The sequence below is a fragment of the Synechococcus sp. R6-10 genome (assembly GCF_047461815.1).
Lineage (GTDB): Bacteria > Cyanobacteriota > Cyanobacteriia > Thermostichales > Thermostichaceae > Thermostichus.
The window spans coordinates 1-20,282 of the sequence record NZ_JANSHW010000156.1 but is presented as its reverse complement, the minus strand read 5'-3'; the positions used below and the strand labels follow the sequence as shown (position 1 = coordinate 20,282).

The 20,282-nt window shown below is 59.3% G+C and carries 19 protein-coding genes, 1 pseudogene and 1 riboswitch; of the genes and pseudogenes, 11 read left to right on the top strand and 9 right to left on the bottom strand.

Annotated elements, in window-relative coordinates; genetic code table 11:
• Window positions 1–683: SLC13 family permease (locus NW837_RS05140; RefSeq protein WP_414329603.1), on the bottom strand; the 683-nt coding region annotated here is incomplete at its 3' end.
• Window positions 684–984: 301 nt separating this feature from the next.
• Between NW837_RS05140 and thrB the strand changes: the two genes are divergently transcribed.
• A complete protein-coding gene (gene thrB / locus NW837_RS05135; protein WP_414329601.1) occupies window positions 985–1,911 on the top strand; it encodes a homoserine kinase in 927 nt (308 codons plus the stop codon).
• Window positions 1,912–1,935: 24 nt separating this feature from the next.
• Here thrB and NW837_RS05130 read toward each other — a convergent pair whose 3' ends face one another.
• From NW837_RS05130 to eda, 3 genes are read right to left on the bottom strand one after another with little or no spacing between them, the layout of a single operon-like run.
• A complete protein-coding gene (locus NW837_RS05130) occupies window positions 1,936–2,481 on the bottom strand; it encodes a diacylglycerol kinase family protein (protein ID WP_414329599.1) in 546 nt (181 codons plus the stop codon).
• A complete protein-coding gene (ybeY, locus tag NW837_RS05125) occupies window positions 2,465–2,956 on the bottom strand; it encodes an rRNA maturation RNase YbeY (protein WP_414329597.1) in 492 nt (163 codons plus the stop codon). Before ybeY ends, NW837_RS05130 begins: the two co-directional genes overlap by 17 nt.
• A 25-nt stretch (window positions 2,957–2,981) precedes the next feature.
• Window positions 2,982–3,695 (bottom strand): bifunctional 4-hydroxy-2-oxoglutarate aldolase/2-dehydro-3-deoxy-phosphogluconate aldolase, encoded by a 714-nt coding sequence (gene eda / locus NW837_RS05120; RefSeq protein WP_414329595.1) that lies wholly within the window; start codon window positions 3,693–3,695, stop codon window positions 2,982–2,984.
• Window positions 3,696–4,158: 463 nt separating this feature from the next.
• Between eda and NW837_RS05115 the strand changes: the two genes are divergently transcribed.
• On the top strand, window positions 4,159–5,283 hold the full coding sequence (locus NW837_RS05115) for a murein hydrolase activator EnvC family protein (protein WP_414329593.1): 1,125 nt from the start codon (window positions 4,159–4,161) through the stop codon (window positions 5,281–5,283).
• On the opposite strand, the gene NW837_RS05110 is transcribed toward NW837_RS05115, so the two are convergent.
• Window positions 5,274–5,924 carry an ABC transporter ATP-binding protein gene (locus tag NW837_RS05110; RefSeq protein WP_011433492.1) on the bottom strand — a complete coding sequence of 217 codons (651 nt, stop codon included), beginning with the start codon at window positions 5,922–5,924 and terminating at the stop codon, window positions 5,274–5,276. The genes NW837_RS05115 and NW837_RS05110 overlap by 10 nt on opposite strands.
• Before the next feature lie 166 nt (window positions 5,925–6,090).
• Here NW837_RS05110 and NW837_RS05105 point away from each other — a divergent pair, with 166 nt between their 5' ends.
• The 5 genes from NW837_RS05105 (at window position 6,091) to NW837_RS05085 (ending at window position 11,149) form a co-directional block, all read left to right on the top strand.
• Window positions 6,091–6,291 (top strand): DUF3285 domain-containing protein, encoded by a 201-nt coding sequence (locus tag NW837_RS05105; protein ID WP_011433491.1) that lies wholly within the window; start codon window positions 6,091–6,093, stop codon window positions 6,289–6,291.
• Window positions 6,292–6,517: 226 nt separating this feature from the next.
• Window positions 6,518–7,675 (top strand): histidine kinase, encoded by a 1,158-nt coding sequence (locus tag NW837_RS05100; protein WP_414329591.1) that lies wholly within the window; start codon window positions 6,518–6,520, stop codon window positions 7,673–7,675.
• 574 nt (window positions 7,676–8,249) lie between these two features.
• The gene (locus NW837_RS05095) at window positions 8,250–9,350 is read left to right on the top strand and encodes a serine hydrolase (RefSeq protein WP_414329589.1); all 1,101 of its coding nucleotides are present in this window, start codon (window positions 8,250–8,252) and stop codon (window positions 9,348–9,350) included.
• Between the two features lie 129 nt (window positions 9,351–9,479).
• Window positions 9,480–10,898: an NAD-dependent succinate-semialdehyde dehydrogenase gene (locus NW837_RS05090; protein WP_414329587.1), complete on the top strand. Its 1,419-nt coding sequence runs from the start codon at window positions 9,480–9,482 to the stop codon at window positions 10,896–10,898.
• A complete protein-coding gene (locus NW837_RS05085; protein WP_414329585.1) occupies window positions 10,898–11,149 on the top strand; it encodes an RNA-binding S4 domain-containing protein in 252 nt (83 codons plus the stop codon). The genes NW837_RS05090 and NW837_RS05085 overlap by 1 nt, the downstream gene beginning before the upstream one ends.
• Before the next feature lie 5 nt (window positions 11,150–11,154).
• Here NW837_RS05085 and NW837_RS05080 read toward each other — a convergent pair whose 3' ends face one another.
• The 3 genes from NW837_RS05080 to NW837_RS05070 all read right to left on the bottom strand — a co-directional run bounded on the left by NW837_RS05080 (window position 11,155) and on the right by NW837_RS05070 (window position 12,978).
• Entirely contained in the window at window positions 11,155–11,682 is a 528-nt protein-coding gene (locus NW837_RS05080) for a hypothetical protein (RefSeq protein WP_414329583.1), read from the bottom strand.
• Between the two features lie 9 nt (window positions 11,683–11,691).
• A complete protein-coding gene (locus NW837_RS05075; protein ID WP_414329581.1) occupies window positions 11,692–12,078 on the bottom strand; it encodes a cupredoxin domain-containing protein in 387 nt (128 codons plus the stop codon).
• Between the two features lie 234 nt (window positions 12,079–12,312).
• Window positions 12,313–12,978, bottom strand: coding sequence for a DUF4439 domain-containing protein (locus NW837_RS05070; protein ID WP_414329579.1), 666 nt, complete (start codon window positions 12,976–12,978; stop codon window positions 12,313–12,315).
• A 247-nt stretch (window positions 12,979–13,225) separates the two neighbouring features.
• Between NW837_RS05070 and NW837_RS05065 the strand changes: the two genes are divergently transcribed.
• Window positions 13,226–13,975 (top strand): WecB/TagA/CpsF family glycosyltransferase, encoded by a 750-nt coding sequence (locus tag NW837_RS05065; RefSeq protein WP_414329577.1) that lies wholly within the window; start codon window positions 13,226–13,228, stop codon window positions 13,973–13,975.
• 40 nt (window positions 13,976–14,015) lie between these two features.
• On the top strand, window positions 14,016–14,855 hold the full coding sequence (locus NW837_RS05060) for a cell division ATP-binding protein FtsE (protein WP_238376738.1): 840 nt from the start codon (window positions 14,016–14,018) through the stop codon (window positions 14,853–14,855).
• Window positions 14,856–15,031: 176 nt separating this feature from the next.
• Here NW837_RS05060 and metE read toward each other — a convergent pair whose 3' ends face one another.
• A complete protein-coding gene (gene metE, locus NW837_RS05055; protein WP_011433481.1) occupies window positions 15,032–17,296 on the bottom strand; it encodes a 5-methyltetrahydropteroyltriglutamate--homocysteine S-methyltransferase in 2,265 nt (754 codons plus the stop codon).
• Between the two features lie 456 nt (window positions 17,297–17,752).
• Window positions 17,753–17,958, bottom strand: a riboswitch (cobalamin riboswitch).
• A 378-nt stretch (window positions 17,959–18,336) separates the two neighbouring features.
• On the opposite strand from metE, the gene NW837_RS05050 reads away from it, so the two are divergent.
• Together NW837_RS05050 and NW837_RS05045 are read left to right on the top strand one after the other, a co-directional pair.
• Window positions 18,337–19,827, top strand: a complete 1,491-nt coding sequence (locus tag NW837_RS05050) for an ABC transporter substrate-binding protein (RefSeq protein ID WP_414329575.1) — start codon at window positions 18,337–18,339, stop codon at window positions 19,825–19,827.
• Window positions 19,812–20,282 (top strand): annotated as a pseudogene (locus NW837_RS05045) (ABC transporter permease); the annotation flags it as partial. The gene NW837_RS05050 and the pseudogene NW837_RS05045, both read left to right, overlap by 16 nt.

The following is a 20,282-nucleotide window of genomic DNA, read 5'->3' as shown; positions in this document are numbered from 1 at the left end:
CCCGTAATCACCACGCTCTTGCGCAACAGGGGCGGGTAGAGCCGCAGCGGCAGCCAAGGCACCCGAGCAAAGGGTTTCAACGAGCGCACCTCAGGGTAGTACAGCCACAGCAACCCCACTTCCAGCAGCAGCCCCACCACGGCAATGGGGGTCATCTGGGCAGCAAACTCCAGATAGCCGATCCCAGAGAAGGAGCCGATCAAAATATTCTGCGGGTTGCCGCTCAGGGTGGCGACGGATCCCAGGTTGGTGGCTGCCGCCAAGCCCAGCAGATAGGGAATCGGGTTTAACCCCAGCACCGTTGTGACCTGCAAAGTCAGGGGAGTAAACACCAGCGCCAGCGTGTCGTTGAGCAGGAAAGCCGAGAGCAGCCCGCTGCCGAACACCAGCATGATCAACAGGCCAAAGGGGCTGCGGCTCACCCGAATCAAGCCCAGCAAAGCCAACTGAAAAGCCCCCCCATAGGACAAGCTGGCATTTACCACCATCATGCTCAGGAGAAACACAATCGTGGTCGGGTCAATGGCTTCCCAAGCCTGCCGTAGCGACAAGGTCCCCAAGCCAATCAACAGGGCGGATCCCACCAGGGCGATGGTGGCCCGGTTCATACGCAACCTAGGCAGGGATCCCAGTCCCAACCCGACATAGCTCAAACCCAACACCAACCAAGACAGCCCCTGCACCCCCCGATCCCTCCCGCACTTCTTTCAGGATCCCTGATGGGTTCAGCCAATGGCAAAGGCTGGAGTTGAAACAGGCCCAACATTCCCGATACTCAATGAAGTCACAAATAAGTCACAAGAACCAATCATGGTCAGAAACCTTTCGGGATAGTCCAAAAGCTCCGCTGGATCAGCGCGTTTGCCTCGGCGAGCTGCAGACCGAGCAGAGGTGGCGAGAATATCCAAGGTCTGGCCATCGTTCGTAGGATAATGGGAGCCCGCAGACATTGAGTTACCCACCGTTCACTGAGGAGTTGTCCCCTTGGTCAAAGAACGCGTAGAGGTCATCGTCCCGGCCACCACCGCCAACTTGGGGCCAGGGTTCGACTGCATCGGTGCAGCCCTAGAGCTCTACAATCACTTCCATTTTCGCGAGATCCCTTCCGGCCTCAGCATCCACTACCGTGGCAGCGACCACATCAGCCAAAGCAAGGACAACCTGGTGTACCGGGCTTTTTGCCGCGCCTTTGAGCTGCTGAGTAAGCCTGTGCCGGGGGTAGAAATCGAAATTACCCTCAACGTGCCCCTGGCGCGGGGGTTGGGCAGTTCTGCCACCGCCATTGTCGGCGGCTTACTGGGGGCCAATGCCATTGGAGCACTCAACTTAGCTCCCGAAACCCTTCTACAACTGGCTATTGCCTTGGAGGGCCACCCAGACAATGTGGTGCCCGCCCTGCAGGGCAGTTGTCAGCTTTGTGTGCAGGGACAGCAGGGGCAATGGGTGTTTTGTCCCGTGGAGTGGCATGAGAGCATTGGCATCCTGGCTGTGGTGCCCAACTTTAAGCTTTCCACCCAAGCGGCCCGCGAGATCCTGCCCAAATCCGTCAGCTTGGCGGATGCAGTTTTTTCCAGCAGCCATCTGGGCCTACTCATCCGCAGCTTGCAGTCGGGGCGGGTGGACTGGCTGAAGGTGGCTCTGCAGGATCGGCTGCACCAGCCGGCGCGTATGGAGCTGATCACTGGGTTCAAAACGGTTCAAGCTGCAGCCATGGCTGCCGGAGCCTATGGGGTGGTGATCAGCGGAGCCGGCCCCACTCTTCTGGCCCTCTGTGCTCCCGAGAATCGGGAACGGGTGGGATCCGCGATGGTCAGCGCTTGGGCGCAGTTGGATATTGAAGCGGAGGCCAAACTGCTCAACCTGGACCGGCAGGGAGGACGGGTGGTGATCCACTCCCAGCCGTCTGGATAGGAAACTCCCTCTCCAGTCGGGGAGCTACCCTGCTGCCGGGAAGCCATCTTGCAGCAGCAACACCAAGGGCGGAAGAAATAGCCAAGCCGCCACCATCAAGGACGCCACTGCCGCCATCAACACCGCTGCCGCCGCGCAATCTTTGGCGATCTCGGCCAGGAGATGGTACTTGCTGCCCAGGGTGAGATCCACCACTGCTTCCAGAGCGGTATTCACCAGCTCCAGCGCCATCACCAAACCGCTGGTTAGGCTAATCACGGCCATTTCCAGGGCGCTCAGCTGCAGGCCCAGCCCAAGGCCAAAGGCCATCACCGCCATCACCATGTGAATGCGCAAGTTGCGCTGGGTGCGGATGGCATAGACCAAGCCCTTGCCCGCGTAGTAGAAACTTTTGCCCAAGTTGTCGGCCACTTGCCAAGAGGGGGGGCGTCGCCAGGGATCCCTTCCCAAAGGCTCGGCACTGGCTGCCCGATCCGCCTCAGATGGCTGCGCTGGGTCTCTGGAATGGACGCGCCGCCGGAACACCGCCAGGCGAGAACGCTCCGGCAACCGACTAGGGCTGTTGGCCATGGGCCACCTCCCCATCCAGTTGGATGGCTGCGAGCAACTGTCGCTGTTGCTGCAACATGCGCTGCAGGGACAGTTCATCCGGGTGATCCCACCCCAGCAGATGGAGCAACCCGTGGCTGGCCAACCAGGCCAACTCTTGCGAGAGACGATGCCCCTGCGCTTTGGCCTGTGCGCGGGCGGTGGGCACCGAAATCACAATATCCCCCAGTAGGCGTACCCCCGTTATGTCTTGGATCCCAAAGGGGGCAAGCATCTCCTGTGCGGCAAAGGCCAGCACGTCGGTAGGCTCGTCGAGGTGGCGAAACTCGCGGTTGAGCTGGCGGATGTGCTCATCGGAAGTGAGGCAAAGGCTGAGCTCGCATGGCTCCTGGACTCCCAGCTCTTTCAGCCAGATCTCAAACCAATGACGCCAAGTGGCTTCTTCAACCGGGCTGGGGATGTTGAATTGCAGATAGAGATCTAGAGATCCATCCATGCGGGCCTCACTCACACCACGCCCCCTATTCTACTAGTTTGCCCGGATTGGGCCAGGTTTTGTTTCTCTGCTCCGCAAGCTGCTGCAGCACCTGTCGCAGTCGATTCTCCAACAGATGGCAGCCTGAGTCCAAATCCTCTGTCGGGAACAGATCCCCGGCAATGCCCACTGCCCAGGCCCCTGCTTGCAGGTATTCCGCTGCCTTGGCCAAGGTGACTCCCCCGGTGGGGATCAACGGCAGGGATCCCAGCACCGATTGTAAATGGCGCAGGTAGCGGGATCCCCCCATGCTCTCCACCGGAAACACCTTTACTGCCGTTGCCCCCGCCTGCCACGCCCTCCAGATCTCGCTGGGGGTGAGGGCACCGGGCACGATGGGCAGCCCCACCTCCCGACCCCAGCGGATGACTTGCTCATCGGTTAAGGGGCAAACGCAAAACTGGGCTCCTGCCTGCCAAGCCTGCTCCGCCACCTGCCGATCGAGAACAGTGCCCACCCCTATCCAACACTGCGGGTGGTCTTGCCGCAGTTGGGCAATCAACTCCAGGTATTGGGGAACTTGCGTGGTGATTTCAATGTGGCGGATCCCGGCTCGGATGGCCAGCATGGCTCCCTCGAGAGCTTGGGCTGGGCTGGCCCAGAGGCGGATCACGGCAATCAGCGGCTGCTGCCACAGATGGAGTAGCCAGGGGTGCTGTGACCCTTTCCCGAAACCGCACTCAAAATCCTCGAATACCATCTGTGGGGAAATACCCTCTCATCGGTTTCTCATCTTTGCCAGATGTTGAGGTCGCTGTCGCTCGCCGGTGGGTTGGGCTGCCCACCATCAGACCCATGAGATCCAAAGGTTAGTACGAGCCTAACAGCGGTGTGGTTATTTCAAACAGGTTTGAGACAGTTCCCGGTTGCCCCTCGCCCCTAACCCTTCTTTCCCTGGGAGAGGAAAGTCAAAACAAAGAAACGAATAGTTTCACTGCTCCTGAGAGTGACGCCGCTGTGTCGCCAGGGTCTTTTTCTTATGTCCTGTCGCTTCTTTCTATTTCTTGTCAAGCAGCCATAACCGGCAATAGCCAGCTCAGGCCCGATTCAGATCCGTGGGGATCTTTGTATCCTTAGGGTCGATGGGTCAGTCGCAGAGGGTGTGAGGAGTGACGAGTCTCAGTCGTGGGGCACACAGGCTAAAAGGGTGGATAGCGCTCGGATTGCTCACCCTCTTGCTGTTGGGGGGACTGGGGGGGGTTGCCCCGTCTCAGGCGCAGAATGTCAACCAATTGCAACAGCGGCAGCAGCAGATCCAGCAACAAATCCAGAGCACTCAGCGCCGCTTGGGAGAACTGCGCCAAGCAGAAGAAGAAGCCCGCCGCCGCATGGGATCCCTGCAGCAAAACATTCGACAGACCGAATCCAGCCTTCGCGACAATCAGTATCGTCTGGAACAAGCCCAGAAAGCCCTGGAGCAAGCTCAAAAGGAGCTACAGGAGCTGGAAGACCGCCTGAGACGGCAGCAACAGGGCACGGCTGCCCGTTTGCGCTACATGCAGCGACAGGGGGCCGAACATTGGTGGGCTTTGCTGCTCACCAGCCGTGACTTGAACGAGTTTTTCGACCGCCGCCACCAACTGCAACTGTTGATCGAGGCGGATCGGCAGTTGATCCAAGAGCTGCAAGCAATGGCCAAGGAGGTGGATCAACAGCGCATTGCTCTGGAGATGCAGCGCAACGAGATCTCTTTGATTTTGCAGGAGCTGGCCGCCCAGAAGAACCAACTGCAGCAGCAGGCGGTCGCCCAAGAGCAGCTGTTGAGCCGCTTGGCCAACGAACGCGCGGCCTATGAAGCAGCCCAACGGCGGCTGGAAGCCGATTCCCAACAGTTGACTCTCCTCATCCAGCAACTGATCGCCCAGCAGGCCCAACAGCAGGGGGGCAGGGATCCCGTTCAAGGGACGGGCCGATTCATCGCTCCGGTGCGCGGGCCGATCACCAGTGGCTTTGGCTGGCGGGTTCACCCCATCTACCGCAGTCGCCGCTTTCATGCGGGGATCGATTTTGGTGTGCCCACCGGCACTGCGGTGAGAGCCTCCGACCGGGGCACCGTCATCTACGCCGGCTGGTACGGCGGCTATGGCTACACGGTGATTGTGAATCACGGCGGCGGCATCACCACCCTGTACGCCCACAACAGCCGCGTTGCCGTTGGGGTAGGCCAGCAGGTACAGCGGGGGCAAGCAATTGCTGCTTCCGGCTCCACCGGCCTCTCCACCGGGCCCCATGTTCACTTTGAAGTGCGCGTCAATGGCCAACCGGTGGATCCCCGCCGCTACCTGTGAAGCAAAGCCTCCGTCGGCAACAGCTTCAGGGATCCCGCCTGCAATGTCCACCGCACATCGGCAATGGAGGACAGCTCCTCCGGGTCGTGGGAAACCACCAACACCGTCCAGGTGGACTTTAGCCGAGCCAACAGCTCGATCAACTGCCGTCGCACCGACCAATCCAATCCTGCCGTCGGCTCATCCAGCAACAGCAAAAACGGGCCACGGATCAACTGGACGGCCAGGGCCAAGCGCCGCTGTTGCCCGCCGCTGAGGCGGTTTGGGGAGGTATGTAGAGGGATCCCTTCCAATCCCACCTGTCTGAGGGCGTTTTCGATCTCTTTTCTCTGTAGCTCTGGATAACCAAAGCGCATTTCCTCCAGCACCGTCAAGCCGCAAAAGTGGCGCTCTGGAAACTGAAACACCAACCCCGCCATGCTGCGCAAGCGGTTGGGGGAAAGTTCTGCCCCTCCCCAGGTAATCCGTCCTTGGGTGGGCCGCGCCAAGCCAGCCAAAATCTCCAGCAGGGTGCTCTTGCCCGCCCCACTTTTGCCCACGATCAGCCCCAACTGGTTCAGGCCCAACTCAAAGGAAAGATCGTTGAGAATGGGCTGGGAAACGCCTGCCGGATGGTAGGAAAGATGCTGAACTTGCAACATGGGGGGCAAAAGAGGGGGATGCTGTCGTTATTTTGGCACCGGAAGATCCCCCCGCGACAGCTATGGCCCCTCTTCAGCAAGTAGGTTGAAGCTTTGGAAACCCCTCCATCTGGGGGTAGATTGGGCTAGTCTAAAGGTAGTGTAAATTATCGCCCGGGTCATCCCAATGGCGCAGCCCTCTTCTACAGATTCTCCGTCGGTTGGCGTTCGCGCAAGCGTTGCGGAGCAACAGGGATCCTCCCCCAGCTATACCCGCCTGGCCATGCGCAACATGGTGCGCAAAGGCAAGACCTCCCTGCTGCACTTCACCCTGACGGCGGTGGGGTTGGTGGCCCTGCTGGTGGGGCTGGCCTACCTGTTTCACTAAGTTCTGTTAAGTTCCGTGGGCGGGTTCTGGCCATACTCTCCTGCGGCTGTTCCTCGGCCGGGAAAGATACACGCTGAGGGGTCTTTCTTGTTACACTCCATGTCCCTTTTTAAGCTTTTCCCAAGGTTAGTGTTAGGAAGGAACAAGCAGCAATGGCTCCTACGGTTCGAGCGCACGGCAATCCCGGCTGCTGAAACGCCAACCTTTGGCTTTTGGATTTTGGCCTATGCAAACTTCGCCAGACCTCACCTCCGCTCGTTCTGTCATTCGCCTGCTGCTGTTCGCCAAGAGTCGAGCTGTTGTTGCCGAGCTTGAGGAGCATCTGCGCCAGCACATCCAGGGGTTGCCCGGCCAATACCCTGCTCAACTGGAAGTGGTGCCGCTGGAGGAGCACCCCTACCTGGCAGAGCATTACAAGCTGGTGGCCACTCCGGCTCTGGTCAAGGCTGAGCCCTTGCCCGCTCAAGTTTTGGCGGGCGCAGACTTGGCGACGCAGTTGGAAGTGTGGTGGCCTCGTTGGCAAGGCCAAGCGGCTTTGGCCGCCCATGGACCTACGGTCCGCTTCCGCGAACAAGAAGGAGCAGGACGGGATCCCGCCTCCCCTCCGACCACCGAGGCACTGTTGCAAATGTCGGAAGAGGTGTTTTTGCTGCGGCAGGAGCGGGCCCAATTGCGGGAGCAGTTGGACTTCAAAGATCGCGTTCTGGCCATGCTGGTGCATGATTTGCGCAGTCCCCTGACGGCCACGGCTCTGGCGGTCGAAACCCTGCAGCAGGGGCGCGAGGGATCCCTGGACAAAGCGCTGGAACGGCAGTTGTTCGACCATGCCCGCCAGCAACTGCGCAAGATGGACAGCATGATCACCGATATCCTGGAGTCGGCCCGTGGCGCTGCCTCGGAGCTGAGGATTCGAGCCGTAGAAACCCAGTTGCCCGGCTTGTGTCAGGCGGTGATCGAGGAGCTATGGCCGCGCATTCAAGGCAAGCGGCTGCAGTTTCAAGCGGATATTCCCGTGGATCTGCCCTCTGTTCACGTGGATCCCGACAAGATCCGCCAAGTTCTGTTCAACCTGCTGGACAACGCCATCAAGTACACCCCCGCCGGGGGATCCATCCGCCTCGATGTCCTCCATCGCACCAGCCAAAAGGTGCAGGTGACCGTCAGCGATACCGGCCCTGGGATCCCGGAAGCCGACCAAGAGAGCATCTTCTCCGATTCTGTCCGTCTGTCCCGGGATCAACAGCAGGAGGGCTATGGCATCGGCCTTTCCCTCTGCCGACGGATCGTGCGCGCTCACTACGGCCAGATTTGGGTGGAGTCTTCCTTGGGCAAAGGCAGCAGCTTTCATTTCACTTTGCCCGTGTATCGGCTCTGCAAGGGCTAGCCGGGAGCTGGCTCCCCATGGGTGTGAGCCCCCTCAGAGAGAACAGATCTGACGGTTTTCCTGGACTTGGCAAAAGCGCTCCGCGCCGCTTCCGCGACTATTCCCAGCCCCTCTTCCAGAGGGAAAGGGGGGTCACGGATCAACCTAAGTTTTTAAAACGACTCTGAGTGGATGCTCTGGCAACAGGGACTCATCCTGCCTTTGGCGGGGTTGTTGCTAGGCTTCGTGTCGCGAGGACGGTTTGATGGGCGTTTTGCAATCTAGGTCAGGGCAGGTTGGCCAATTTGTGGGTTTAATGTGGGTTTAATTAAGCCAAGCTCACCGGAGTGGAGTCGGTGAAACTGCCAGCAGTGTCTGTCAGAAGTATGGTGTTAAGGCAATCGTTCTTATGACCAGAGCAAGGGAGAGGAAAGGCACCGATCCATCCGCGCTAGCGGGCCGTAGGCCTTTGCCAGAGAAGTCGCGGGATCCCCGCCGCCCTCCACAACCTGCCAAGAACGCCGTCCCGCCTCCAGAGGGGTCAAAGCCGCAAACAGGTTCTGGTCGCCTGCTTCCTGCCCCTAGGGGATCCCTATTGGTTTCCCGTCCTCAACCGCTGCGTCTTGCTCGCCAGAAAGCCATTGCTCGTCTGCGCCAACGGGCTGCCCGGCCTCGCCGCTTGAGACGTTCTCCATCTCTCGGGCAAGTGTTGCTCAGGGGACTGAGCTTAAGTCTCATCCTGGGCCTGACGATGGCGGGCCTCTCGCAACTGCTGCAATCGACCACCGCTGGCCGGACAGAACAGTCCACGACGCAGCTTGGGGATCCTCCCCCGCCGGCATTGCCAAGTGACATTCTGCGGGGAGAAGCGATCCCGGCTTTGCAGGAGCGCTTGGCCGCTTTGGCCGACCAACCGGGCTTGACGGCAGGGGCTCTGTTCTGGGAGGTGGAAACTGGCGCCTTTGCCGGGGTTAGGCCGGATCAGGCTTTTCCTGCCGCCAGTGTGATTAAGATCCCCATTCTCTTGGCTTTTTTCCAGGCTGTGGAAACCGGACAGGTGCGGCTGGATGAACAGCTCACTCTGCGGGAAGATCTCAAGGGAGGGGGAGCTGGTGTGTTGCAAACCCGACCCCTCGGATCCCAGGTTTCTGCTTTGGAAGCGGCCACCCTGATGATCACCCTCAGCGACAACTTCGCCACCAATCTGATCATCGATCGCCTGGGTGGGCAGGAGGCTCTCAACCAAAAATTTCGGCAGTGGGGACTACAACACACGCAAATTTCATGGTGGCTACCGGATCTGGAAGGCACCAACACCAGCAGCCCGCGCGACATGGTTTGGCTGCTCAGCCAGGTGGAACAGGGGCGCATGTTGAACCGCCGCAGCCGCGACCGCTTTTTGGATATTCTCTGGCGCACCCAACGGCTCTCCTACTTCCGGCCCAATCTGGGCCAAGAGGTGCGCATTGCCCACAAAACGGGAACCTTGAGCTCCGTGGTGGGGGATGCCGGGATCCTGGATTTGCCCAACGGGCGGCGCTATGTGGCGGCGGTGTGGGTGAAGCGAGAAACCCCCAACGATCCCAGAGCCGAAGGGCTGATCGCCAGCTTGTCGCAAGCAGCCTACGAGTTCTGGTCTGCTCCTGGATCCGCCCCGCCATCCCGAACAGACACCACCGGCAGCCCGCAACCCTGAGTCCCCCACTCCGCAAATCTTTCCATATTGCTACGCAACGCTTACGCGAACGCAGTAGCAGTGCGGAGCACTATTCCAGGCAGAGCACAAATGCCAGAGTGGAGAAACAGGCGTTGAGGGAAAACGATATTGCTACGCAACGCTTACGCGAAGGGGCACCTGGTCAGCATCAACCCCACCACCGGAGAGGAATTGGCTCGCTACCCCGTTTTCGACGCTGGGCAGATCCAAAGCTGTATCGCCCAAGCCCACGAGCGGTTTCAGAGCTATCGTCGGATCCCGTTTGCTCAGCGATCCGCCTGGCTGAAGCGGGTGGCAGGGATCCTGGAGGAGCGCAAAGCGGAGTTTGGCCGCCTAATCAGCCTGGAGATGGGCAAAACCTTGGCCTCTGCCGTTGCGGAAGTGGAAAAATCCGCTTGGGTTTGTCGCTACTATGCCGCGGAGGCAGAGGGATTCTTGGCCGAGCGCTCCATATTGCTACGCAACGCTTACGCGAATGCCACCGGTGCGGAGCACTTTGCCAGCCGCAGCGGGATCCGCTACCAGCCGCTGGGGGTGATTTTGGCAGTGATGCCCTGGAACTTTCCCTTTTGGCAGGTGTTTCGCTGTGCAGCCCCGGCCCTGATGGCGGGCAATACCCTCTTGCTGAAACATGCTTCCAACGTGCCCCAATCGGCTTTGACCCTAGAGCAGATCTTTCGGGAGGGGGGATTTCCGCCAGGGGTCTTTCAAACCCTGCTGATCACAGCAGCCCAGGTGGCAGAGGTGGTGGCGGATGAACGGGTGCGGGGGGCCGCCCTCACCGGCAGCGAAGCCGCCGGCTCCAGCCTGGCCCGTTTGGCCGGTCAACATCTGAAAAAAACAGTGCTGGAACTGGGAGGGAGCGATCCCTTCATCGTGCTGCCCAGCGCCGATCTGGAGGCAGCAGTCGCCACAGCGGTCACGGCCCGTCTGATCAACAACGGCCAATCCTGCATTGCCGCCAAACGATTTATCTTGCACAGGGCTATCGCCGAACCTTTCACGGCTGCCATGACGGAGCGATTTCGCCGGCTCAAGGTGGGGGATCCCTTGGATCCGCAAACCGATGTGGGGCCTCTGGCTACCCCCAGCATTCTGCAAGAGGTGGATGGACAGGTGCAGGCTTTGGTGCAGGCGGGGGCCAAAGTTCACATCGGTGGCTCCCCCTGGGGAGGGAATTTTTACCCGCCCACAATCCTGAGCGACATCCCCCCGGATCATCCGGTGGCCCACCAGGAGGTGTTCGGGCCGGTGGCGCTGCTGTTCACCGTCCCGGATGTGTCGGCAGCCATTGAGCTGGCCAACAACACGCCCTTTGGCCTGGGCGCCAGCGCCTGGACAACCGATCCAGAGGAACAAGAGCGCCTGCTGGAGGAGCTGGAGGCGGGATCCGTGTTCATCAATGGCATGGTCAAGTCCGACCCGCGCCTTCCCTTCGGCGGCATCAAACGCTCAGGGTATGGACGGGAACTGAGTCGGGAAGGGATCCTGGAATTTGTGAATGTCAAAACCATTTGGGTGAAGTGATGGCGGAGACTGCTCAAAGGGATCCCCAGCCGGCGACGGATCCTGTAATCAAGCTGGATCAGTTCCTCAAGCTGGCGGGGGTTGTTCCCACCGGCGGGCAGGCCAAGCAGCTCATCCAAGCGGGGCAAGTGCGGGTGAATGGTGAGGTGGAAACCCGGCGGGGACGCAAGCTGCGCCCTGGGGATGAAGTGGCCGTGGGAGGTGGAGTTTGGCGAGTGCGCCTGGATAAGACCCCAAAGTCAGATCAGTGAACGGGTCAGTGCAACCGGATCAAAAGAAGCATGGCCAAAGCCCCGATTCCCCCTGCCACCGCAAACTGCCATTCCAGCCCCCACAGCAGGCAGGCAACTCCGGCCAGGATCTGGATCCCACCGGTGATCCAGTAGGGGAGGCGCGGCGGATCCACCAAGCCGTTGAGCCAGTGACCCAGCCCCATTTGCCACAGCCAAAACACCCCCAGGTATGGGCTCAAAGCTGCCAAAGGGGTACGCCCGACAAAGGGCAGCACCGAGAGGATCATGCCCTGGGCGATCACCAGCGTCCACACCAAACCCACAAAGTAGAGGTGGGCCAGTCCGGCTGTTCGAAACTCCGGCAGCCTGGTCTGCCGCACCATGTAGCCCAAGCCAACCAGGGAAATCACCAACCACAGCCAGTTGATGTTGGCCTCTTGGTGAAACTGGGTGGCAGCAAACCCAATCCCCAAAAGGACGGCCCAAACCAGGTACACCCGCCGACAAATGTTCCAGAAGGGAAGAGGGGATCCCAGGGGTTCCATTTGCATGGCCTTCACCTAATCGACGACGACAATGCGGCCCACCATGCTGGGGTGGATATCGCAGAAATATTCCTGGATCCCAGCTACTTCGAACACCACCGCTTTGCTCTCGTTGCGACTTAGCCGTCCCGTCCCTTGAAACTGCGCTCCCTCCACAGGAGTAGCCGTGTGGGGGGTGGAATCCAGGTTGGTGAAGGTCACCTTGCCCCCCCGCTTGAGGGTAACCTCCGAGGGCAGGTATTGAAACCCCCGAATGATTACCTCTGCTGCCGCCGTTGCCTCGACAGGATCCCGCTCCGCAACGGAGCTGGCTTGTCGCCACCGATCCACGGCCAAGATGGCCCCCGCATTGAGCAGGGATCCCAGTCCACTCAGCAACAGCAGCCGCCGCGTCATTGGCATAGGGCTTTCTCCACACAGGTTAGGAAGCGAAAAAAAGCTGAGGCGTTCAGAAGAAGGCGATTGCGACAGCGGTGTGGAACACCTTGACCTCCAAAGAACCTCCAAAGATCTCCAAACCCCAAGATCCTACAGAGGACGTTGGAAGGCTTTGGAGATCAGCGCCGGTGGGGGTTCTACACCTTGCTGTCGCCGGGGGTTGGCGGCTTTAGCTGGAAGTCATCGCCGGCAGGGGTTTTACACCTTCAGGATCCAGCGCTCCCGAGTCTCGGCGCTGACAAAGGGGGCAGGCACCACCAGAATGCTGGGATCAAGGCTGTGGAACACGGCCCGGATTGCAGTGGCATGGGCAACTTCGTTGGGGCCAATGGTGCTGGCGGCAGCCACCAGGTCTTTGTTGGAAAGCTGGGTAAACGCGTCGTTGTAAGCCAAGGCTGCATCAAACTCCAGAGCCAGGGCCAGCTTGGCAATGTTGGCATCGGAATCGAGATTGCCTTCTTTGTTGTCGATGTAGGTGGAAAGGTCGTAGCTATCCCGGGCCCGAGAGGGGATCCCTCCCAGTTGCCGCACGGCACCCGCCAGCAGATCCCGATGCTGCTCGTGATCCTTCAGGTTCTTGGTGGCCACTTCCAACACGATCTTGCCCACCTCAGTATTGCTCAACTTGCCGGCAGCGGTTTTGTAGGCCCAGATTGCCTGCTGTTCCAAGTCAATGGCCGCGTTGAGGATGGCGATGTCGGCAGTGTTGGACTGGGCGGCACCGGGCAGGGTGCGCAATCCAATTGCTCCACCTACACCCGCCAGCAAACCAGCCAACAACAAGCTGCGGCGGGAGGTTGCAGGGCTGGGATCCCATTCGGCGGCCAATTGAGGCAGAGCGAAGGGAGTCTTTGCAGTCTTCATCTCAAGTCTCCTGTCTCGAAAGATGGCAACCAACCTTCAGGGGCTTGCTCTGGGTCGGGCAATTCCCTCTGGCCTGGTCTGATGGAGATACGCCGTGGATGCCGCCGCGGATGCCTGAGGGAAGAGATTTTCGTGGTCAAATAGCCATGAAATGCCTCCTCGAACTCCCCTCTCCCTCTGGGAGAAGGTCCGGGCTATCTTAAAAGCGTGTCCAACGGCTCCAGTGGGGGCCAGCATTCGGTCGGTAGTGTCGTTATCCATCCATGCGATTCTGGGCGTGAACCTGCACCTTGCTCTGCCGGAGGCCAGCCTACAGAGCTACGCCACCTGGATTGAGGCGCGTATTCGGGAGGGTCAGGGCGCTCAGGTGGTTACCTGCAACCCGGAAATGATCATGCAGGCGCAGCGGGATCCCGCCTTTGCCCAGGTGCTGCAAGCGGCGGAGCTGGTGATCCCCGATGGCATTGGGGTGGTGTGGGCCCTGCGGCGGCAGGGGATCCGCGTCCAGCGGGTGCCGGGGATCGAGCTGGCAGAAACCCTGATCCCGTTGGCGGCAGAACGGGGGTGGCGCTTGGCCTTGGTGGGGGGAAGGCCGGAAGTCAACCGGGCAGCAATTCGATATTGGCAAGCCCAGTGTCCTGCTTTGGCCCTCTGGGGCTACCACGGCTACTTCTCTAGCGAGGAAGAAAAAGAGCTTCTGCAAGCTCTCCAGGAATTTCGACCGCAACTAGTGTGGGTGGGGCTGGGATCCCCGCGGCAGGAGCTGTGGATCCAAAAGTGGCGTCCCCTTTTGCCCCAAGCCATCTGGATGGGGGTGGGGGGCAGCTTGGACATTTGGGCCGGCCAAAAACGGCGAGCGCCCCGTTGGTGGCGTGACCATCACCTGGAATGGTTGTATCGTCTCTATCAGGAACCCTGGCGCTGGCGACGCATGTTAGCTCTGCCCAGCTTTGTCTGGCGAGTGCTGTGGGATCCCTCTTCTCGTTTGCGCCCCTAGTCTGCCGGCGCTCTCTCCCTCCTCTGTCTAGGCGCTTACTATGGTGATCGGTCAGCACATCGGCTATCCTCCTCGCTTACACCGTTGGGCGGGTACGGCTCCGACCCCTCATCCCCCTGCCCCAGCCCATCCAGAGGCCACCCTGGGCTTTTACAGCAGCACCCAATCCGGATCCCTGCAAGCCCCGGCCAGCATGGTGTCCTTGCGGGGCGTGAGCAAGGTCTTTCCCAACGGCAACTTAATTTTTCAGGATGTGAACTTGGAGGTGCGCCGCGGCGAGTTTGTGTTCGTAACTGGGGTCTCCGGGGCGGGCAAGTCCACCCTGCTGCGGCTACTCTACGGGGCGGAACAGGCCACCGAGGGCACGGTCATCGTCGATCAAGTCTGTCTCTTTTCTTCTGAAGGGCGGCGGCGACCCTACCGCATCCCACCGCGTCCGCTGGCCATGTTGCGGCGGCGCTTGGGGGTGGTTTTCCAAGATTATCGCCTTCTGGCCAACCGCACCCTGGCAGAAAATGTGGCCTTCGTGCTGCGCGCCCAAGGGCTGTCCCCCGCAGAAATCCGCCGTCGCATCGGGCCGACCCTAAAGATGGTGGGGCTGACCGAAAAGCGAGATCACTTTCCCCATGAGCTTTCGGGGGGGGAACAGCAGCGCCTCAGCCTGGCCCGGGCCATTGTCAACATGCCGGTGCTGCTGCTGGCGGACGAGCCAACAGGAAACCTAGATCCGGAAAACTCCCTCTTGGTTCTCCAGATTTTGGAGCGGCTCAATTCCTTTGGGGTGACCGTCATCATGACCAGCCATGACCCCTATCTGGTGGAGCGGGCCGGCCACCGGGTGGTGCGCATGGAGGGAGGGCGCCTGTATGATCTGCGCTGAGGGCTGCCGGGATCCCTAGTTTGCTCTTCACAAGCTTTTTGAGATCCCGGAGAGCAGCTTTGCCGGTTGCATCAGCAGACCGTAGGCCCTAAGCCAGCCGCATCAGCACAACAGCGGCACCGCCCGCGGCGACTTGTCAAGCCAGCCCGACCAGTTACATCAGCGGGTCGTGGGCCTTACTCGCGCAGACCCTCAGGTTGGGTTTCCAGAAGCTCCTCCCCTAGCTGATGAGCGGCAGCCACCATATTTTTCAGTGCGGGGATCACCTCCTCCCAGCGGCGGGTCTTGAGGCCACAATCGGGATTAACCCAAGTTTGCTCCACAGGCAAGTGGGCCAGTCCTGTGCGCAGCTGCTGCAGGATTTGCTCAACGCTCGGCACCGCAGGGCTGTGGACATCGTAAACGCCGTTGCCCACCTGGTGACGATACCCAGCCTGGGCAATTTGCAGCAGGGTTTTGTTGTTGCTGCGGCTGTTTTCAATGGAAAGCACGTCGGCATCCAGCCGCTCAATGTGCTCGATGATGTCCCCAAACTCTGAGTAGCACATGTGGGTGTGAATCTGGGTTTCCGGCTTGGCCCCGCCGGTAGCTAGGCGAAAGGCATCCACTGCCCAGCTGAGGTATTCTGGCCAGCGTTCTTTTTTCAGAGGTAGCCCCTCCCGCAGTGCCGGCTCATCCACTTGCACCATCACCGCTCCAGCCGCTTCCAGATCTGCCACTTCGGCTCTCAAGGCCAGGGCAATCTGCAAAGCCTGCTCCCGCCGGGGAATATCAACACGGGGAAAGGACCAGTTGAGCATAGTCACTGGCCCCGTGAGCATGCCTTTCACCGGCTTTTGGGTGTGGGACTGGGCTACTTGGAATTCCCGCACTGTCATGGGTTGGGGGCGAACCACGTCGCCGTAGAGAATGGGAGGGCGCACGCAGCGGCTGCCGTAACTCTGCACCCAGCCGTGTTCAGTGAAGGCAAAGCCTTCCAGCTTCTGGGCAAAGTACTCCACCATGTCGGTGCGCTCAAATTCCCCATGCACCAACACATCCAGGCCAATCTCTTCTTGAATGCGGATGCACTTGGCAATCTCAGCGTCAATGGCTGCTTCGTACTCCGCCTGCGAAACCTCCCCTCTTTTGTACTTAGCTCGCCACTGCCGCACCTCTGGAGTTTGGGGGAAGGAGCCAATGGTGGTGGTGGGCAAAGGTGGTAGCTGAACCTGCCGACTTAGGCGCTGCTCGTAGGGCAGGAATCGCTCGAAGTCCTGGAGCTTGAGGTTGGCCAAAGCCTGGCGCACTTGGGGGTTGGGGGGGCTAAACTGCGCAAAGCTCTGCCATTGCTGCTGGATTTCCGCCTGCTGGGCAGCAGTGTCTTCGCCGTTGAGGGCTCGCGCCAGGAGAGCTACTTCGGCCAGCTTCTGTTCGGCAAAGCTGAGGACATTTCTGAGGGGTTCCGGCAACTGGGCTTCCAGAGCAGCGTCGTGGGGCACAAATTGCAACGAAGCGGAAGGCTGCACCCGTAGGTTGGGAGCTACCCCCTGCAGCTCCCGCAGGCTGGCCAAGACGGTCTCAGGCTGAACCTTCCAGACATTCCGAGCGTCCACTACGCCAGCACCTAGGATCTGGTCAGCCGGAAAGCCATAGGTTCTTACCAGATCCAGGGTGTGGCCACGGGTAAAGTCAAGGCTAATGCCGGCCACCGGCAGTTGCACCACCCAGGGGTAAGTCTCCCCCAGGTCATCGAAGTAGGTGACCAAGTGGACAGGGATCCCGGCGGTTGCCAACTGGCGGTAGCTCATTTCCACAGCTTCCCGCAGGCCACTTCCCTGGCTGGTAACCAAAATGGGATCGTGAATCTGGACTTCTGGGATCCCCAGCTGTTTTAACTCCTGGAGGAGATCCCGGTACAGAGGAAGGAGCTTTTCCAAGTCCGCCCGCAGATCCCCAGATCGCTGGCTAAGGCAGAGCAAAGTCACTGGACTGAGGACAACGGGGCTGGTGCGCTCCCCTAGGATCCCTTGGGCCCGCCGAACTCTTTCCAAAAAATCCCCAAAGTTAGGACTGGGATCGGCTTCCGGCTCAATTTCGGGTACCAAGTAGTGGTAGTTGGTGTCAAACCACTTGGTCATTTCCAAAGCCGGCAGGCCCTCCCGCCCCCGCGCCATGGCAAAGTAGCGGTCTAAACCCGACAGACCTCGGAACCGAGAGGGGATCAGCCCCAGCCAGGTGGCCCAGTCCAGTACATGGTCGTAGAGAGTCTGATCCCCTACCGCAATGTGATCAATCCCAGCTTGTAGCTGAGTCTGCCAGGCTTGAGTCTCCAAATCCCAAAAGGTAGCCAGCAGAGCCTCTGACCCTAGGGCACCACTCCAAAAGCCTTCCAAAGCTTTTTTGAGCTCGCGGCGCTTGCCCATGCGGGCATACCCCAATGTCATGGTTTGTGCAGTCATGTTGTGTGCCATCCCAAATACTGAGTTTTCTAATTTTCCTGCGTTCAATTCGCCCTCAACTGGGATCCCGCCCGCCAAGGAAGAAACCGGCTGTTCCTCTCTTGCCTCTGGAACCCCAACAAAACACTGCCTTTTGCGCAAAAAAGATACTCAACGCAGCCAGCGATCGCAGTGGCTACTTGCCAGCCTACCAATTGAAGTCAGGAAGCCTGACATCTCACTCTTTCCTTCGCGTAGGCGGGCTGTAGATCTTGATAGATCTTGGTGCAACAGCACCCAAAATTTACTCTCTCCCGGCCAACTGGCTCAGAGTCTTGCTTGGGTTCTTGGACTTATTTCTACTGCTGAGGAGTACCGAAAGCTTGTGGGAGCAACGCCGGGAAAATGCTCAGGATAACGAAAGCAGAAACGAGCTAAAGCCAAGACAGTTACCATCTGTACCTCGCAGATGTTGTGAAGTTTAGAAAAACCATCGGCGGGCATTCTGACTGACACGGTTTTGGGGGACAAGATCTGGATCGGCAGCGAATGACTCTAGAGATTTGCTGCAGGACTTCTCCTAAACCGGATCACAGCTGCGGGACAGCGGCAGATTCTCACTGCTCTTTCCCCGTTTCCTCTGGCGGCTGATCCCCGTCAGAACCGATAGCTGAGCTACATCGTATCACGGAGTTCAGAGACGGGAGTAGAGTGCTTCAATCATCACCAAGCCAGCAGCCTTTGGAGCTACCAGACCTCACCTTTCACCCAGCGGTCTTGCAGGAAGTCATCGGAATCCTCTAAGCATCCTCCCCCCCTGCATTGCTCTCAAGATAAGGCAGTGATAGCTTAGCTGCCATAAGTCTTGTCCAGGAGGCAAGGGGGTTTGCTCCTTTTTGCTGAAAAAGCGACAGATCGGGGTTTCTATGGCATCAAGCTTAAAAGTAACTGTGTGGTCTGTGGGCCTCTTCTTGCTGAGCCAGATGTGGGCTGGATGCGCTCAGAATGCTGCTGAGCGGACAGCTTTCGATCCAAAGCTAGCAGGATCCAGCGATCAAATCGTGCTGGCCATTGGAGGGGAAAGGGAAGAAGGATTTGATCCCACCCTGGGCTGGGGACGTTACGGTTCGCCTTTGTTCCAAAGCACTCTGCTGCGGCGGGACGAGAACCTTGAGATTGTAAACGACCTGGCGACTGGCTACACTGTCAGCCAAGATGGCCTAACCTGGACGGTAACCCTACGAAAGGATGCAGTCTTCTCCGATGGAAAACCTGTCACAGCAGCGGACGTGGCTTACACCTTTAACCAAGCAGCTCGGAGTGGTGGTCTGGTCGACCTAACCGCCCTAAAGGAAGCAGTAGCTATCGACACTCATACGGTGGAGCTGCGGCTGCAAAAACCCCAAAGTACTTTTGTCAACCGCCTCATCACCTTGGGTATCGTGCCTCAACATGCCCACGGGCCTGATTATGCTCGCAAACCCATTGGCTCTGGCCCCTACCGACTGGTGCAGTGGGATGAGGGGCAACAACTGATTGTGGAGGCAAATCCCTTATATTACGGCCAGACTCCTGGCATTCGGCGGCTGGTTTTCCTTTTCCTGGAGGAGGATGCAGCCTTTGCAGCAGCCCGAGCCGGACAGGTACACGTGGTTAGCGTGCCTCAGTCTTTGGCTAAGCAAACTGTTGAGGGCATGAAGCTTCACGCCATTCCCAGTGTGGATAACCGAGGGCTGATGTTCCCCTTTCCCCCTAAAACCGGTGCAACAACCCCAAAGGGATACCCCATCGGCAACGATGTGACTTCTAACTTGGCGATTCGCAAGGCGGTCAACTTCGCCATTGACCGACAGGCGCTGGTGGATGGAGTCCTAGAAGGCTACGGATCCCCTGCCTATGGCCCAGTCAGCGGTTTGCCCTGGGAAGAGCCGACCGCCAAGATTGAGGACAACAATCCAGACCTGGCCCGTCAGATTCTAGCTGAGGGAGGCTGGAGCGATAAAGATGGGGATGGGGCAGTGGAAAAAAACGGGCTGCGGGCTGAGTTCACCGTGCTCTACCCGGCCAACGACAGTATTCGCCAAGCCCTGGCCCTAGCTGTTGCAGAAATGCTGCGGCCTGTGGGCATCCGAGTCAATGTCGAGGGCAAAAGTTGGGATGACATCACTCCGCTCATGCACAGCAACGTGGTGCTGTTTGGCTGGGGCAGCCATGACCCAACTGAGATGTACAACCTCTACCACAGCAAAGCGGCCCAGGGGGGATTTTTCAATGCCGGCTACTATGCCAACCCGTTTGTGGATCGAATGCTGGATCTGGCTATGGAGGCCCCCTCTGAAGCTGAAGCTATCCCCTTCTGGCGGGCAGCCCAGTGGGATGGAAAGCAAGGCTTTACTGCCAAAGGAGATGCAGCCTGGGCTTGGTTGGTGAACCTGGATCATACCTACTTTGTCCACGAGTGCTTGGATATAGGCCAGCCGCAGGTACAGCCTCATGGCCATGGTTGGCCAATCACGGCCAACATCACCCGTTGGAAATGGACGTGCAACTGAGGTCAGTTCTGCTGTTTCTGGCTTATAAGCTGACTCGGCTGGGGTTGCTGCTGGCGGCTGTGGCAGTCCTGACGTTTGCCCTGCTCAGCTTCTCCCCTGTTGATCCCGTACAAGCCTATGTAGGGGCCGACATGCTGCAGATCAGCCCAGCCCAACGAGACCTGATTGCCCAGCGTTGGGGGCTGGATCAGCCCATGCTGCTTCGCTTTGGGAACTGGCTTGGGCAGATGGTTCAAGGCAACTGGGGCACCTCAATGGTGTTCGATCAGCCAGTGGTGCAGGTCATTCAACAGCGGTTTGAGCTATCGCTGCCCTTACTGGCAATTGCCTGGCTGCTTTCCGGTTTCCTGGGAGTGGGGTTGGGGGTTTTGGCCGCAGCGTTTCAGGGCGCTTGGGTTGACCGCGGTATTCGTCTTTACGCCTACACCCTCGCCTCTTCTCCCCCTTTCTGGGTG

Bases quoted from the DNA above. Each gene is read 5' to 3' on its own strand.
- NW837_RS05130 (WP_414329599.1), bottom strand. From the start codon at position 2,481: ATGGCCAACAGCCCTAGTCGGTTGCCGGAGCGTTCTCGCCTGGCGGTG.
- ybeY (WP_414329597.1), bottom strand. From the start codon at position 2,956: ATGGATGGATCTCTAGATCTCTATCTGCAATTCAACATCCCCAGCCCG.
- eda (WP_414329595.1), bottom strand. From the start codon at position 3,695: ATGGTATTCGAGGATTTTGAGTGCGGTTTCGGGAAAGGGTCACAGCAC.
- NW837_RS05110 (WP_011433492.1), bottom strand. From the start codon at position 5,924: ATGTTGCAAGTTCAGCATCTTTCCTACCATCCGGCAGGCGTTTCCCAG.
- NW837_RS05105 (WP_011433491.1), top strand. From the start codon at position 6,091: ATGGCGCAGCCCTCTTCTACAGATTCTCCGTCGGTTGGCGTTCGCGCA.
- NW837_RS05100 (WP_414329591.1), top strand. From the start codon at position 6,518: ATGCAAACTTCGCCAGACCTCACCTCCGCTCGTTCTGTCATTCGCCTG.
- NW837_RS05085 (WP_414329585.1), top strand. From the start codon at position 10,898: ATGGCGGAGACTGCTCAAAGGGATCCCCAGCCGGCGACGGATCCTGTA.
- NW837_RS05080 (WP_414329583.1), bottom strand. From the start codon at position 11,682: ATGCAAATGGAACCCCTGGGATCCCCTCTTCCCTTCTGGAACATTTGT.
- NW837_RS05075 (WP_414329581.1), bottom strand. From the start codon at position 12,078: ATGCCAATGACGCGGCGGCTGCTGTTGCTGAGTGGACTGGGATCCCTG.
- NW837_RS05070 (WP_414329579.1), bottom strand. From the start codon at position 12,978: ATGAAGACTGCAAAGACTCCCTTCGCTCTGCCTCAATTGGCCGCCGAA.
- NW837_RS05060 (WP_238376738.1), top strand. From the start codon at position 14,016: ATGGTGATCGGTCAGCACATCGGCTATCCTCCTCGCTTACACCGTTGG.
- metE (WP_011433481.1), bottom strand. From the start codon at position 17,296: ATGACTGCACAAACCATGACATTGGGGTATGCCCGCATGGGCAAGCGC.